Annotated in this window: 16 protein-coding genes and 1 tRNA gene; 8 read left to right on the top strand and 9 right to left on the bottom strand. The window is 68.3% G+C overall.

Annotation, left to right across the window (positions count from 1 at the left end):
* From Q8M82_RS00895 to Q8M82_RS00885, 3 genes are all read left to right on the top strand, one after another.
* Window positions 1–517 (top strand): class I SAM-dependent methyltransferase (locus Q8M82_RS00895; protein ID WP_305689503.1); only part of this gene is annotated, 517 nt, incomplete at its 5' end.
* Window positions 518–617: 100 nt separating this feature from the next.
* Window positions 618–694: transfer RNA gene (locus tag Q8M82_RS00890), tRNA-Met, on the top strand.
* Between the two features lie 104 nt (window positions 695–798).
* A complete protein-coding gene (locus Q8M82_RS00885) occupies window positions 799–1782 on the top strand; it encodes a M14 family metallopeptidase (RefSeq protein ID WP_305689502.1) in 984 nt (327 codons plus the stop codon).
* 7 nt (window positions 1783–1789) lie between these two features.
* Here Q8M82_RS00885 and Q8M82_RS00880 read toward each other — a convergent pair whose 3' ends face one another.
* The gene (locus Q8M82_RS00880; RefSeq protein ID WP_305689501.1) at window positions 1790–2380 is read right to left on the bottom strand and encodes a helix-turn-helix domain-containing protein; all 591 of its coding nucleotides are present in this window, start codon (window positions 2378–2380) and stop codon (window positions 1790–1792) included.
* A gap of 132 nt (window positions 2381–2512) precedes the next feature.
* On the opposite strand from Q8M82_RS00880, the gene Q8M82_RS00875 reads away from it, so the two are divergent.
* The 4 genes from Q8M82_RS00875 (at window position 2513) to Q8M82_RS00860 (ending at window position 6187) form a co-directional block, all read left to right on the top strand.
* Window positions 2513–3268, top strand: coding sequence for an ABC transporter substrate-binding protein (locus Q8M82_RS00875; protein WP_305689500.1), 756 nt, complete (start codon window positions 2513–2515; stop codon window positions 3266–3268).
* Window positions 3269–3452: 184 nt separating this feature from the next.
* Entirely contained in the window at window positions 3453–4115 is a 663-nt protein-coding gene (locus tag Q8M82_RS00870; protein WP_305689499.1) for an amino acid ABC transporter permease, read from the top strand.
* Between the two features lie 26 nt (window positions 4116–4141).
* A complete protein-coding gene (locus Q8M82_RS00865; protein WP_305689504.1) occupies window positions 4142–4873 on the top strand; it encodes an amino acid ABC transporter ATP-binding protein in 732 nt (243 codons plus the stop codon).
* A 12-nt stretch (window positions 4874–4885) separates the two neighbouring features.
* A complete protein-coding gene (locus Q8M82_RS00860; RefSeq protein ID WP_305689498.1) occupies window positions 4886–6187 on the top strand; it encodes an NAD(P)/FAD-dependent oxidoreductase in 1302 nt (433 codons plus the stop codon).
* 39 nt (window positions 6188–6226) lie between these two features.
* On the opposite strand, the gene Q8M82_RS00855 is transcribed toward Q8M82_RS00860, so the two are convergent.
* Window positions 6227–6973, bottom strand: coding sequence for a glucose 1-dehydrogenase (locus Q8M82_RS00855; RefSeq protein ID WP_305689497.1), 747 nt, complete (start codon window positions 6971–6973; stop codon window positions 6227–6229).
* Between the two features lie 220 nt (window positions 6974–7193).
* On the opposite strand from Q8M82_RS00855, the gene Q8M82_RS00850 reads away from it, so the two are divergent.
* Window positions 7194–8318, top strand: a complete 1125-nt coding sequence (locus tag Q8M82_RS00850; protein ID WP_305689496.1) for a zinc-dependent alcohol dehydrogenase family protein — start codon at window positions 7194–7196, stop codon at window positions 8316–8318.
* Between the two features lie 137 nt (window positions 8319–8455).
* Here Q8M82_RS00850 and Q8M82_RS00845 read toward each other — a convergent pair whose 3' ends face one another.
* From Q8M82_RS00845 to Q8M82_RS00815, 7 genes are all read right to left on the bottom strand, one after another.
* Window positions 8456–9889 carry an aldehyde dehydrogenase family protein gene (locus Q8M82_RS00845; RefSeq protein WP_305689495.1) on the bottom strand — a complete coding sequence of 478 codons (1434 nt, stop codon included), beginning with the start codon at window positions 9887–9889 and terminating at the stop codon, window positions 8456–8458.
* An 80-nt stretch (window positions 9890–9969) separates the two neighbouring features.
* Window positions 9970–10386 carry a PIN domain-containing protein gene (locus tag Q8M82_RS00840; RefSeq protein WP_305689494.1) on the bottom strand — a complete coding sequence of 139 codons (417 nt, stop codon included), beginning with the start codon at window positions 10384–10386 and terminating at the stop codon, window positions 9970–9972.
* Window positions 10383–10613, bottom strand: a complete 231-nt coding sequence (locus Q8M82_RS00835) for an AbrB/MazE/SpoVT family DNA-binding domain-containing protein (protein WP_305689493.1) — start codon at window positions 10611–10613, stop codon at window positions 10383–10385. The genes Q8M82_RS00840 and Q8M82_RS00835 overlap by 4 nt, the downstream gene beginning before the upstream one ends.
* Window positions 10614–10700: 87 nt before the next feature.
* Window positions 10701–11402, bottom strand: coding sequence for an ABC transporter ATP-binding protein (locus Q8M82_RS00830; protein WP_305689492.1), 702 nt, complete (start codon window positions 11400–11402; stop codon window positions 10701–10703).
* Between the two features lie 2 nt (window positions 11403–11404).
* Window positions 11405–12154 carry an ABC transporter ATP-binding protein gene (locus Q8M82_RS00825; RefSeq protein ID WP_305689491.1) on the bottom strand — a complete coding sequence of 250 codons (750 nt, stop codon included), beginning with the start codon at window positions 12152–12154 and terminating at the stop codon, window positions 11405–11407.
* Complete coding sequence (locus tag Q8M82_RS00820; RefSeq protein WP_305689490.1) at window positions 12151–13113, bottom strand: branched-chain amino acid ABC transporter permease; 963 nt, start codon at window positions 13111–13113, stop codon at window positions 12151–12153. The genes Q8M82_RS00825 and Q8M82_RS00820 overlap by 4 nt, the downstream gene beginning before the upstream one ends.
* Window positions 13113–13964: a branched-chain amino acid ABC transporter permease gene (locus Q8M82_RS00815; protein ID WP_371126196.1), complete on the bottom strand. Its 852-nt coding sequence runs from the start codon at window positions 13962–13964 to the stop codon at window positions 13113–13115. Before Q8M82_RS00815 ends, Q8M82_RS00820 begins: the two co-directional genes overlap by 1 nt.
* Between the last annotated feature and the right edge of the window lie 53 nt (window positions 13965–14017).

The raw sequence follows: 14017 nt of genomic DNA, 5'->3' as shown, positions 1-14017 counted from the left end.
CCTCGAGATCGGCGTCGGCACGGGCCTGACCCTGCCCTATTTCACGGCCGGATCGCGCGTCGTCGGCGCCGACCTCTCGCTCGACATGCTGAAAGTGGCCAACCGCAAGGTTGCCAGCCAGGGCCTTTCGCATGTCCGCGGGCTGATGGTCATGGATGCCTGCCGGCTCGGCTTCGCCGACGAGGCCTTCGACGCCGTGACCGCGCAATTCGTCATCACCCTGGTGCCCGACCCCGAGCAGGCGCTGACCGAGATGGACCGCGTGCTTAAGCCCGGCGGCGAGATCGTGATCTCGAGCCGCCTCGTCGACGATGGCGGGCCTTTCGCGGCGCTCTGGTCGGCGCTCGCGCCGCTCGCCCGCGCCGTCGGCTGGAGCTCGGACTTCAAGGTCAGCCGCCTGACCGGCTGGGCCGCGCGCACCGGGCGCTACGAGACCACCCATATCGGGTCCGGCTATTTCAAGGTGGTGCGGCTGCGCAAGCTCGCCTCCGCCGGCTCGACCGCCGGAGAGGCCTGACCGGCCAGGTACCGGCGAGCCGAGGCTTGACGAGCCCCGGTCCGCCCCCCTATATCGCGGCCTCCGGCGAACGGCGGCCTTCGGGTCGGCCGATCATTGGGGCGGGGTAGCTCAGCTGGTTAGAGCAGCGGAATCATAATCCGCGTGTCGGGGGTTCAAGTCCCTCTCCCGCTACCAACGGATCTCTCGGTAGATCCCCTCTGTTCCCCTCACCACATCCCGCTTTGGCGCACCCCGTGCCTCCCGGCCTTTTCGCGTAGCCCTCCCCGCCGGACTCCCCAATGACAGCCCCCGCCGACACGACCTGGACCGTTCCCGCCACTGACGCCGCGCCGCTGGAGAGCATCCGCTTCCATGGCCTGCAGGCCGGGCCGAAGCTGCTGGTGCTGGGCGCCGTCCACGGCAATGAGAGCTGCGGCCCCAAGGCGATCGCGCGCATCGTCGCGGATTGCCGGGCCGGCCGGCTGCTGATCGCCCGCGGCGAGGTCACCTTCGTGCCCGTGACCAACCCGAAGGCCTATCGCCAGAACACGCGCGAAGGCGACCGCAACCTCAACCGCGACCTGCGCGAGCGGCTGCAGCCGGTCGACAACGAGGACCGCATCGGCCGAAGGCTCTGCGCCCTGCTGCGCGAGCACGAGGTGCTGCTCGACGTGCATTCCTTCCGCGGCGAGGGCGAGCCCTTCGTCTTCTTCGGGCCGGAGAACAACACCGGCCCGCTCGAGCCCTTCCGGCACGGCGCGGCGGAACTCGCGCTCGCCGCCTGCCTCGGCGTGCCCGTCGCGATCCATGGCTGGCTCGACAACTACGTCCAGATCATCGCCGCGCGCGAGCGTCTGAACCTGCCGCCGCTGGCCGTCACCGAGGGCTTCGGCACGACCGAGTTCATGCGCTCTGCCGGCGGCTATGGCGTGACGCTGGAATGCGGGCAGCATGACGACCCGGCCGCCGTCGAGATCGGCTATGCCGCCATCCGCAACACGCTCGCCCATCTCGGCCTGATCGACGCGCCCGCTCCCGCACCGGCGCTCGCCTCGGTCATCCAGATGACCGAGGTGGTGATCTGCGAGGCGGAGGGCGACCGGGTCGCCGAGGGCTGGAAGACCGGTGACCGCGTGCCGGCCGGAGTGCAGCTTGCAACGCGCGCCGACGGCCGCCGCGTGACCGCGCCCTGCGACGGCTTCGTGATCTTCCCCAGCGCCACGGCCAAGCCCGGCGAGCCGATCTGCCATTTCGGCGTGGCGAGCCCGCGCCGGCCGCTCTGAGCGCGCCTCAGAGGCAGTTGACCCAGAGAACCCGTGTCTCGCCCGCCGCCGCATTGGCGAAACGGTGCGGCCGCGAGGACAGGAAGCGGAAGCTGTCGCCTTCCTGCAGCGTCCAGCTCTCCTGCTCGACGCTGAGGCTCATCGCGCCGCTCATCACCAGCCCGGCCTCCTCGCCGCCATGGGTATAGAGTTCGTCGCCGGTGCTGGCGCCCGGCTCCATCTCGACCAGATAGAGGCTCAGCTTGGCGCCCTCGCTATGCGGGGTCAGGAGTTGCTTGCGGATGCCGGAGCGCCAGAGCTGCAGCTCGCTGCGCCCGCCCGCCCGCACGATCGTCGCGGTCTGGGAGGAGGCTCCCTCCCCACCCTTGGGGAAGAGATCGCCGATGCCGACGCCCAGCGCATCCGCCATGCTGGCGAGCGCCCGCAGCGTCGGCGAGGATTTGCCGCGCTCGATCTGGCTGAGGAACCCGATCGAGAGGTTGGTCCGCCCCGCCAGATCGACCAGCGAGAGACGGCGCTCGCGGCGCAGGCGGCGCAGGCCGGCGCCGATCTCCGAATCGACTTCCGGCCGGGACGGCGTGGCGGCAGGGCTGCTCATGAAGGCTCCATTCGTCGCCGCTATTTCATGCACGTGAAATCGCTTGCCGACAAGTTTGTCCTATGCTCGTATCTTCACGCAGGTGAAAATTACCGTGCCATTCAGACACACGCCCAACCGGGGGATTTTGCCATGGAACGCCGCACCTTTCTGTCGATGCTGGCCGGCAGCGCCCTTGCCGGCGGGCTGAGCCCGGCCTGGGCGCAGGCGGTGCTCAAGGTCGGCTCGACGCCGACGGGCAGCCCCTTCACCTTCCTCGACACCAAGACCAACACCATCGAAGGCGTGATGGTCGATCTGATCAAGGCGATCGCCGGCGTCTCCGACTTCAAGGTCGAGGTCGAGGGCATGCAGTTCTCGACGCTGATCCCGTCGCTCACCGGCAACAAGGTCGATATCGTCGCCGCCGCGATGTACATCACGCCCGTCCGCAAGGAGGTGATCGACTTCTCCGACCCGATCTACACCTATGGCGAGGGCCTGATTGTGCCGGCGACGGACACGAAGGACTATGTCTCGCTCGAGGATCTGAAGGGCAAGACGATCGGCGTGCAGATCGGCACGGCCTATGTCGACAGGCTGCAGAGCTCGGGACTGTTCTCGGAGGTGAAGCTCTACAAGACGCTGCCCGACATCCTCGCCGATGTGAACGCCGCGCGCGTCCAGGCCGCCGTCTTCGACCTGCCGATCATCGCCTACAACCTCTCGCAGGGCCAGTTCCCGCGCGTGCGCATCGTCAAGAGCTACAAGCCGGTGATCTCCGGCTCGGTCGGCATCGGCGTGCGCAAGACCGATGGCGAGCTCCTGAAGAAGATCAATGCCGGCCTCGCCAAGCTCAAGGCCGACGGCACGGTCGACAAGATCCTGGCTAAATGGGGCCTCGCTTAACCGGGTCATAGACACCGCCCTCGACGCGGTCATCCCGGACAAGCCGCGAAGCGGCGCCGATCCGGGATCCACGCCGGAACAGTTCCGGAATGGATCCCGGGTCTTCGCTTCGCTGCGCCCGGGATGACGCGCAGCGTTCCGGGGCCGTCTCGACACTCATTCGACCACCACCGCCAAGAACCGCATGCAAACCTTCCTGCGCGACGCCACCCAGTTCCTGCCGCTCCTGCTGCAGGGCGTGAAGTTCACGATCATCGTGGCGTTGGGCTCGCTCGCGCTGTCGACCGTTCTCGGCCTGGTCTGGGCGCTGATGCGCGTCTCCGGCATCGGCTGGCTGGCGACGACCGCCAAGATCGTCGTCAACACGCTGCGCGGCATCCCGATCCTGGTGCAGCTCTTCTACATCTACTTCGTGCTGCCCGAGTTCGGCATCGCGCTGACGGCGCTGCAGGCGGCGATCATCGGGCTCGGCATCGCCTATTCGGCCTATCAGTCCGAGAATTTCCGCGCCGGTATCGAGGCCATCGACCACGGCCAGATCGAGGCCGCGCAGTCGATCGGCATGGGCTGGGGCCTGACCATGCGCCGGGTCATCCTGCCCCAGGCGATCCGCCTCGTGCTGCCGCCCTATGGCAACATCATGGTGATGATGCTGAAGGATTCCTCGCAGGCCTCGACCATCACGGTGGCCGAGTTGACGCTGCAGGGCACGCTGATCGCCTCCTCCACCTTCAAGAACATGACCGTCTATACGCTGGTCGCCCTGCTCTATCTGGCGATGTGCCTGCCGCTGATGGGGCTGGTGAGCTGGCTTGAACGCCGCTTCGGCAAGGGGACGCGGCGATGACCGGGCATGCGGTTGCGGGCGCGCCGATGATCGAGATCACCGGCGTCACCAAGAGCTTCGGCTCGTTTCCGGTGCTCAAGGGCATCACGGCGAACGTCGCCCGGGGCGAGGTCGTCTGCCTGATCGGCCCCTCGGGCTCGGGCAAATCGACGATCCTGCGCTGCATCAACGGGCTCGAATCCTATGATGGCGGCGCGATCACCATCGACGGCGAACGCGTCGAACGCGACAAGCCCTCGATCGTCGGCATCCGCACCGCGATGGCGATGGTGTTCCAGCGCTTCAACCTGTTCCCCCACCGCACGGCGCTGGAGAACGTCGTCGAGGGGCCGATCTTCGTGAAGAAGGAGCCGGCGGCGCAGGCCATGGCGCGCGGACGCGAACTGCTCGATCGTGTCGGGCTGGGCAACAAGATGGACGCCTATCCCGGCCAGTTGTCCGGCGGACAGATGCAGCGCGTCGCCATCGCGCGCGCGCTCTGCATGCAGCCCAAGGCGATCCTGTTCGACGAGCCGACTTCGGCCCTCGATCCGGAACTCGTCGGCGAGGTCCTGCAGGTGATGAAGAGCCTGGCCGAAGAGGGCATGACCATGCTCGTCGTCACCCATGAGATGGGCTTCGCCCGCGAGGTCGCCGACCGCGTGCTCTTCCTCGACGGCGGCGTCATCGTCGAGCAGGGCCCGTCGCGCGAGCTGCTGAGCGCGCCGAGCCATCCGCGCACGCAGGATTTCCTGCGCCGCGTGCTGCGTCCGATCTGAGGAGCGAGTCCCGTGGCCGAACCCTTCCCGCTCGCCCCCTCGCTCTGGTTCGCGACCGCCCCCGCCGCCGCGCCGACTCCGCCGCTCGCCCAGGACGTCACCGCCGATGTCTGCGTGATCGGCGCGGGCTTCGCCGGGCTGTCGACCGCGCTGCATCTGGCAGAGGCCGGCGTCTCGGTCGTGGTGCTCGAGACCCATGAACCCGGCTGGGGCGGGTCCGGCCGCAATGGCGGGCAGGTCATCCCGGGCATCAAATATGATCCGAGCGAAATCTTCGCCAAATTCGGCCCCGTCGCGGGCGAGGCGCTGATCGGCTTCGTCGGCTCGACGGCCGATCTCGTCTTCGACCTGATCGCGAAACACGAAATGGATGTGCCGCACAAGCGCGCCGGCTGGATCCAGGGCGCGCATACGCCGGCCATGGTCGAGACGGTCAAGCGCCGATCCGCCGAATGGCAGGCGCGCGGCGTCGACGCGCAGTTCCTCGACAAGGACGCAGCCGCGAGCCTGCTCGGCACGGATCGCTATCTCGCCGGCTGGGTCGACCGGCGCGCCGGCGGCGTGCAGCCGCTGGCCTATGCTCGCGGGCTGGCGAAGGCAGCGCTCGCGGCCGGCGCCGCCATCCACGGCCAGAGCAAGGTTGTCTCGCTGACGCGCAGCGGCTCGAACTGGACCGTGCGGACGGCGCAGGGCGCCTCGGTGACGGCCCCGCGCGTCGTCGTCGCCACCAATGGCTACACCGGCGACCTGATCCCGAAGCTGCGCCAGACCGTGATCCGGCCGAACTCCTTCATCGTGGCGACGGAAGCCCTGTCCGACAATGTCGCGGGCACGATCCTGCCCGAGGGACAGGTCGTATCGGACACGCGGCAGTTGCTGCTCTATTTCCGCAAGGATCATCAGAACCGCCTGCTGATGGGCGGCCGCGGCCCCTTCCGCGAGCCGAAGGACGCCGCCGACTGGGCCCATCTCGAGCGCGTCGTCGGCAAGATGTATCCGCAGGCTAAGGGCGTGCCCTTCGACTTCCGCTGGTGCGGCCGGGTGGCGCTGACGCGCGATTTCCTGCCGCATCTGCACGAGCCGGAGCCCGGCCTGCTCGTCGACATCGGCTGCATGGGCCGCGGCGTCGGCCTGCAGAGCGCCATGGGCAAGGCGATGGCCGGCTATATCGCGACCGGCGACAAGGGCAGACTGCCCTTCCCCGTCGTGCCGATCACGCCGCTGCCCCTGCACGCTCTGAACGAGCTCTATGTCTCGGCGATCATCGCCTGGTACCGCCTCACCGATGGCGGCATGAAGGACAAGGCGGCCTGAGCGCCGGCGGCGGGCAACCCCGCCACCGGCGCCGATCCCTCAGACGCAGCGGCCGCCATCGACCGCCAGCACGCTGCCGGTCACCATCTCGGATTCATCGCAGCACAGGAACAGCGCGGCATTGGCGATGTCCTGCGGCGTCGAGAACCGGCCCCAGGGAATGGTGGCGGTGAAGGCCTTGCGCTTCTCGGGCGTATCCTCGCCCATGAAGGTCGCCAGCAGCGGCGTCTCGCCCGCGACGGGCGCGATCGCGTTGACGCGGATCCGGTCCGGCGCCAGCTCCACCGCCATCGACTTCGACAGCAGGTTCGCCGCACCCTTCGAGCCGTTGTACCAGGTGAGGCCCGGACGCGGCCGCACACCTGCGGTCGAACCGATGTTGAGGATCACGCCGCCGCCATGCTCGCGGAAATGCGGCACGGTCGCCTTCGCCATCAGGTAGATCGACTTGACGTTGACGTCGAAAACGCGGTCGAACTCCTCCTCGCTGACGTCGAGCATGGGCTGGTTGCGGTGGCTGATGCCGGCATTGTTGACGACGATGTCGAGCCGGCCGACCTTGGCGATGACGCGCGCCACCGCCTTCTCGACGCTCTTGCCCTTGCCGACGTCGCAGGTCACGGCGAAGGCCCGGCGGCCGATCGCCTGCGCCGCTTCCTTGGCCTTGTCGCCATTGAGGTCGAGCACCGCCACCCGCGCGCCCTCGCGCACGAAGGTCTCGGCGATGCCGAAGCCGAACCCCTGTGCCGCGCCGGTGATCAGCGCCGTCTTGCCCTTCAGTCTCATGGTGTTTCCTCGGTCTTATCGGGAGCGCCATCTTTGGCCGGGCGCGATGCCCGCGACCAATGCGATTTGGCGATCCCGCTCAGACGGAAATGCTATGGCCGCACGCCCGCGCGCCCGCATGCCACCCGCTTATGCCGGGGATCGCGAAACGATCTTTGACAGGCCCCGCCATTTGCGGCCCGATGGCGGCAACGACACAAGCCTGCCGAGGAACGCCTGAATGAAGATCCGTGCCGCCGTGCTGAACGCCAGTCCCGTCTCCGCGCCTTATGCGCAGAGCCGGCCGCTCTCGATCGAGGAGGTCGAGCTCGCCCCGCCAGGGCCGGGCGAGGTGCTCGTGCGGGTCCGCGCCGCCGGTCTCTGCCATTCCGACCTCTCGGTGATCGACGGCAACCGGCCTCGCCCCGTGCCGATGGTGCTCGGCCATGAGGCGGCGGGCGAGGTCGTCGAGCCCGGCCCGGGCGTGCAGGATCTGAAGAAGGGCGACCGCGTCATCATGGTCTTCGTGCCCTCCTGCGGCCATTGCTCGCCCTGCAGCGAGGGCCGCCCGGCGCTCTGCGAGCCCGGCAATGCCGCCAACGGCATCGGCGAACTGATCGGCGGCGGTCGCCGGCTCTCGGCCCATGGCCAGCCGGTGCATCACCATGTCGGCGTCTCCGCCTTCGCCGAATACGCCGTGATCTCGCGCCACTCGCTGGTGAAGCTCGAGGCCGATATCCCCCATGAGATCGCCGCCCTCTTCGGCTGCGCAGTGCTGACCGGCGTCGGCGCGGCGGTGAACACCGCCAAGGTGCGGGCCGGTGAGACGGTGGCGGTCGTCGGCCTCGGCGGCGTCGGCCTGAGCGCGCTGATGGGCGCCGCCGCCTGCGGCGCCTCGCGCGTCATCGCGGTCGACCTCTCCGAGGAGAAGCTCGCCATCGCCCGCGATCTCGGCGCGACCGACACCTTCAACGCGGGTGACCCCGGCGTCATCGAGGCGATCCGCGCCGCGACCAGGGGCGGCGTCGATCACGGGCTGGAGATGGCCGGCTCGGTCAAGGCGCTCGACCTTGCCTACCAGATCACGCGGCGCGGCGGCACGACCACGACGGCGGGCCTCGCCAACCCCGCCCACACGCTGTCGCTGGCCCCCGTGCGCCTCGTCGGCGAGGAGCGGACGCTGAAGGGCTCTTACGTCGGCTCCTGCATCCCGATGCGCGACATCCCCCGCTTCGTCGACCTCTATCTGCGCGGCAAGCTGCCGGTGGACAAGCTGATGACCAGCCAGAGCGGGCTCGACGGCATCAACGAGGGCTTCGACGCTTTGAATGAAGGCCGCACGATCCGTCACATCATCATGATGTGAACCGGCCTGTCGTTCCGGGGCAGCCCGCAGCGCTGAACCCGGAACCCACGACCGGGTCGAACGTCAGGGAGGAATGACGGCTCACCCAGTCGTGGGTTCCGGGTTCGCGCCTAAGGCGCGCCCCGGAATGACAGCTCTCACCCGTGCTTGTGCACGATCGTCTTGGTCACCGCGAACTCCTCCAGCGCGGCGAAGCCCTTTTCGCGGCCATGGCCTGACTTGCCGGTACCCCCAAAAGGCAGCTCGATGCCACCGCCGGCGCCATAGCCGTTGATGAAGACCTGGCCGGCGCGGACCTTCTTGGCGACGCGCTGCTGGCGCCCGCCATCCTTGGTCCAGACCGCCGCGACGAGCCCGTATTCGGTCGAGTTCGCCAACTTGATCGCATCCGCCTCGTCGCTGAAGGGGAAGGCGGCGAGCACCGGGCCGAACACCTCCTCCTGCTCCAACCGATTGCCGCGCGGCACCTTCCCGAACAGCGTCGGCGTCACGTAGAAGCCGCCATTCGGCACGCCCTGCGCGATCTGGCCCTCGGCAATGACCGGGATGCCGGCCTCGCGCGCCTGGTCGATGAAGCTCTGCACGCGGCCACGCTGCTTGGCGTTGATCACCGGGCCGCAATCGAGATCCATCTCCGGCGTGCCGGCGCGCAGCTTGGTGAACTCCTTGGCGACCGCGCCCATGAAGTCGTCATAGACGCGTTCCTGCACCAGCACGCGCGAGCCCGCCGAGCAGGTCTGTCCGGTGTTCTGGACGATCGCCTTGCACACCACCGGCACCGCCGCGTCGAAATCGGCGTCGGCGAAGACGATCTGGGGCGATTTCCCGCCGAGCTCGAGCGTGCAGGGGATCAGATGCTCGGCGCAGGCGTGCTGCACCATCTTGCCGACCTCGGGCGAGCCGGTGAAGGACATGAAGTCGACGCCGTGATGGGCCGAGAGCGCCGCGCCCGCCTCGTGGCCGCGGCCGGTGACGATGTTGATCGCGCCGTCAGGGAAGCCGACCTCGGAGGCCAGCACCGCCAGCCGCAGCGCCGTCTGGCAGGCCTCCTCCGCCGGCTTCAGCACGACCGCATTGCCCATGGCGAGCGCCGCCGTCAGCGACCGCCCGAACATCTGCGCCGGGTAGTTCCAGGGCAGGATATGCCCGGTGACGCCATGCGGCTCATGGATCACGTTGACGCTGTAGCCGTTGAGGAAGGGCACGATGTGGCCGTGCACCTTGTCGGCCGCGCCGCCATAGAACTCGAAATAGCGGGCGGTCGCCTCGATATCGGCACGCGCCTGCGCCATCGGCTTGCCCGTGTCCTGCGCCTCGATCTTCGCCAGCTCGTCGAAGTTGTCGAGCACCTTGAGCCCGAGCTTGGCAATCAGCCGGCCGCGCTCGGCCGCCGTCAGCTTGCCCCAGGCCCCCTCATAGGCCGCGCGCGCCGCCTTCACGGCGTCGTCGATGTCCTCGGCCGTGCCGCAGGCGATCCGGGTGAACTCCTCCCCGGTGGCGGGCGCCAGCACGGCCATGGTCTCGCCGCTGCGGCCCGCCACATGGCGGCCGTTGATGAAGTGCTGGGTCATGTCTTTACTCCTATTGAAGCCCCAAATCCGGGGCGCATATCTCGTTTGAGCTCCGCCCGCTCAGGGCAGGTTGATGCGGTTCATCTCGATCCCTCGAGAAATGGGTTTCGGACGGTGAGGCGTTCCTCCACGACCAGCCCGTCCTGCAGATCCTCCGACCAGAAGGTCGTACAGCGGAGGTGCAGAGCCGCCGCGATCATCATCGCGTCATAGACCGAGAGCCGGTGGCGCTCGGCGAGTTCGAGGCCGGCGCGATGCGTTTCGAGACCCAGCGGAGCGACTGCGGAGAGCAGCGACCGGATCGCGTCCAGAGCCTCCTGCACTTCCCGCCACTCCATCGCGAGCTTGCGCCGCGCGACATTGGCGAATTCGTTGAGCGCCTGCACGCTGCTGGCACAGCCCTTCGCCAGCAGGGCCTCGGCACGGGCCGAGCGAGGATCATCGGAAACGGCGTAGATCAGCACATTCGTATCCAGGAATTCGTGCGGTGCCGTCACCGCGCATTGGCCTCGTCGCGGTCGAAACGCCAGCCGGGCGGCAGCGGCCTGCGCAGCGCGCGGACACGTGCGAGCGCCCGTTCGCGGCTACGGTCGAGGGCGACGTCGAAGGCGCGCTCGCCGGCGACGCGGATCTCGATATCATCGCCCTCCTTGAGGCCGAGGGCCTCGACCACGGATGCGGGCAGACGCACGGCCAGACTGTTACCCCAACGCGCGACCTGCATGACGCAATCTCCTGATATACTCCCGAAAATGTATATCTTGCGCGCCTCATTGTCCAACGCCAGCCGAGGGCAGAGCCCATCCTGACGCTAATGCAGCCCCGCCGCTTCGAGCGAACTCGCCGCCAGGCCGCCGGCCACCTCCGTGACCTCGCCGCGCTCGATCGCATAGGCGCGCTCGGCAAAGCTGCGCAGCAGACTGGGGTTGGATTCGGTGATGAGCAACGCGATCTCGGGATGGCTGTCGCGCAGCGCGCGCAGAGCGGTCGCATAGCGCTGCGCCAGCACCGGTGCGAGGCCCTGGAACGGCTCGTCCAGCAGGATGACGCGCTGCCCCACCATCAGCGCCCGGGCCAGCGCCGCCATCTTGCCCTGGCCTCCCGAAAGCCCCGCCGCCGCGCGGTGGCGCAGATCGGCCAGTTCCGGCAGCACCTGGTAGATGCCCTCCAGCCGCCTCGTTATCTCGGCGCTCGGCACCTTCATGACTTCCGCCGGCAGGCGGATGTTCTCCTCGATCGAGAAGCTCGAAAACAGCCGCCGATCCTCCGGCGCATAACCGATGCCGAGCCGCGGGCGCTCATGCGGCGGGATCGCCAGGATCGGCCGCCCGTCAAAGGCGATGGTGCCCTCGGTCACCGTCATGAAGCCCATGATGGCGCGCAGCAGGCTGGTCTTTCCCGCGCCGTTGCGTCCGATCAGCGCCACGGTCGCCCCCTCGGCCAGCGCGAAATCGACCTTGCGCAGCACCTGCACGCCTTCGATGACGGCGGAGAGCCCCTTGATCTCCAGCATGGCTAGACTCCCACACCGATCACGGTTTCGCGGACCTCGGGATGATTGAGGATCTCGTCGGGCGTGCCCTCCAATGCGATGCGCCCGCCCGACCAGACGGCGACGCGGCTGGCGTAGCGCGCGACCACGTCCATGTCGTGCTCGACGAAGATCGCCGTCGTGGCGCGGGCGTCGAGCGCACGCGTCAGCGTGTCCATCACCTGGAACTTCTCGGAGCTGGAGACACCCGAGGTCGGCTCGTCCATGAAGATCAGCTTCGGATCGAGCGCCAGCGCCACCGCGATGTCGATCAGCTTGCGCATGCCTTCGGGCAGCTCCCGCACCAGGCGCTCGGCGGTGTCGCGTAAGCCCACGCTGTCGAGCAGCGCGACCATCTCCTCGCGCTTGGGGTGGCGGTCGAGCCGCAGGAAGGGCGACCAGGTGCCCTCGCGCGCACTCAGCGCCAGCAGCAGGTTCTCCATCACCGTGTTGTCGGTGAAGAGCTGCGGGATCTGGAAGGAGCGGCCGATGCCGCGCCGGGTGATCGTGCGCGGCGACAGGCCCGTCACATCCTGCCCCGCGAAGACGACGCGTCCCGATTGCGGCTTCAGATAGCCGGTGCAGAGGTTGATGAAGGTCGTCTTGCCGGCGCCGTTGGGGCCGATGATGGCGATGCGCTCGTTCGCCCGCACGCTCAGCGAGGCGCCATTGGCCGCCAGCACGCCGCCGAAGCGAAGCTCCAGGTCGCGCGCTTCGAGGATGAACTCGCTCATCGCCCGCCCTCCTCGCCAGTGCTTGGGGAGGCACTGCGCTTGCGGCCCGCGATCAGCCCGTAGAGGCCGCTCGGCGCGAAGAAGATGATCACCAGCAGCATCACGCCCAGAACCGCATGCCAGGTCTCGGGCGCATGGACAGCCGCATAGCCGCGGATGATCTGGAACATCAGCGCGCCCAGGAAGGGCCCCGCCACGCCGCCGACGCCGCCGAGGATCGCGATGAAGACGAACTCGCCCGAGCGCACCCAATAGGCCAACTCCGGCGTGACATGGCCGGAGACCAGCGCGATGATCGCCCCGCCCAGGCCGGCCAGCAGCCCCGAGAGCAGATAGGCGCCGTAGAGCACCTTGCGGCTGGAGACGCCGAGATATTCCAGCCGCGTCTCGTTGGACTTGATCGCCTCCAGCGCCTTGCCGCCGGGCGAGACGAGATAGCGCGCCACACCGAGCGCCGCGACCACGGCCAGCGCCAGGGTGATGTAGAACATCCAGAACTCGAAGGTCTCGCGATCGAGCGTCAGGCCCGCCAGCGTTGGCCGCGGCACGCGCTTGCCGTCGGCGCCGCCGGTCACCGAGAACAGCTTCTCGAGCAGCGAGAAGAACACCATCGAGATGGCGAGGTTGAGCATGCCGAAGAAGATCGCGCGGTAGCGCACGATGAAGAGCCCGACGATCGCCGCGACGAGGCCCGACGCCGCGGTGGCGATCGGGACCAGCAGCAGCACCTCATGGCCGAGGCTCGCCGCCGCCATGAAGGCGACGACATAGGCCGAGAAGGCGAAGAACAGCCCGTGGCCGAAGGAGACCTGGCCCGCCCGCAGCAGCACGAGAATGCCGAGCGCCGCCAGCCCTTCGCAGAGCGCGACGGTGAGAATGACCGTCGCCCAGGGCGAGATCAGCGGGAACACGATGAGCGCGATCAGCAGTGCCGCGCCGATGAGATACTGGCGCGCCATCAGACCTTCCTCGTCTGCAGCGTGGTGAACAGGCCTTCCGGCTTGATCAGCAGGACGGCGACCATGATCAGATAGGGGATCAGCACGTCGAATTCCGGTGCGAAATAGACCGCCGCCGAGCGACCGAGCCCGATCATCAGGGCTGCGACAGCAGCACCCTCGATCCGTCCAAGCCCGGCCGTGGCCGCCACCGCGAAGGAGAGCACGATCATCCCTGAGCCGATGCCGGGCGTCAGCGAGGTCGTCGCCGAGGAGAGCGCCCCGCCCAGCGCCGCCAGCGAGGCCCCGATCATGAAGGTGAAGAGATAGATCCGCGTCGCGTTGATGCCCATCGCCATCGCCGCCTCGCGGTCCTGCGTCACCGCGACGATGGCGCGCCCGAAGGCCGTCCGGCGCAGGAAGAGCCGCAGGCCCACCAGCACCGCCAGCGCCACCAGCGGGATCAGGATGAGCTGGTATCGGGTGTAGTAGATGCCGAAGACCTCGACCGTGCCGAGCCAGTTCATCGGCGCATTGGCAAAGAGCGGCTGTGTGCCGAAAACGACCTTCTGCGCATCCTCCAGGATCATGAAGACCGCGAAGGTGACCAGCAGCTGCAGCACCTCCTCCTTGCCGTAGATCCGCCGCAGCAGCAGCGCTTCGACCAGCCCGCCGACGACGACGCCGACGAGAATGGCCGAGATCAGGAACAGCGGAAAGGCGAGCCAGGTCGGCAAACCCATCCCGGCCGCCGCCAGCACGGCGCTGGCCGCGACATAGGCTCCGATCGCAGAGAACGAGCCATGGGCGACGTTGAGCACGCCGAGCACGCCGAAGATCAGCGACAGCCCGCCCGCCACCAGGAACAGCAGCGAGCCCTAGGCGAGGCCGTCGAGCGCGGCGAGGAAGAGCATTTCAGGAGGCA

Source organism: Allobosea sp. (assembly GCF_030694325.1).
Taxonomy (GTDB): Bacteria; Pseudomonadota; Alphaproteobacteria; order Rhizobiales; family Beijerinckiaceae; genus Allobosea.
This window is presented reverse-complemented; position numbering and strand designations above follow the sequence as displayed.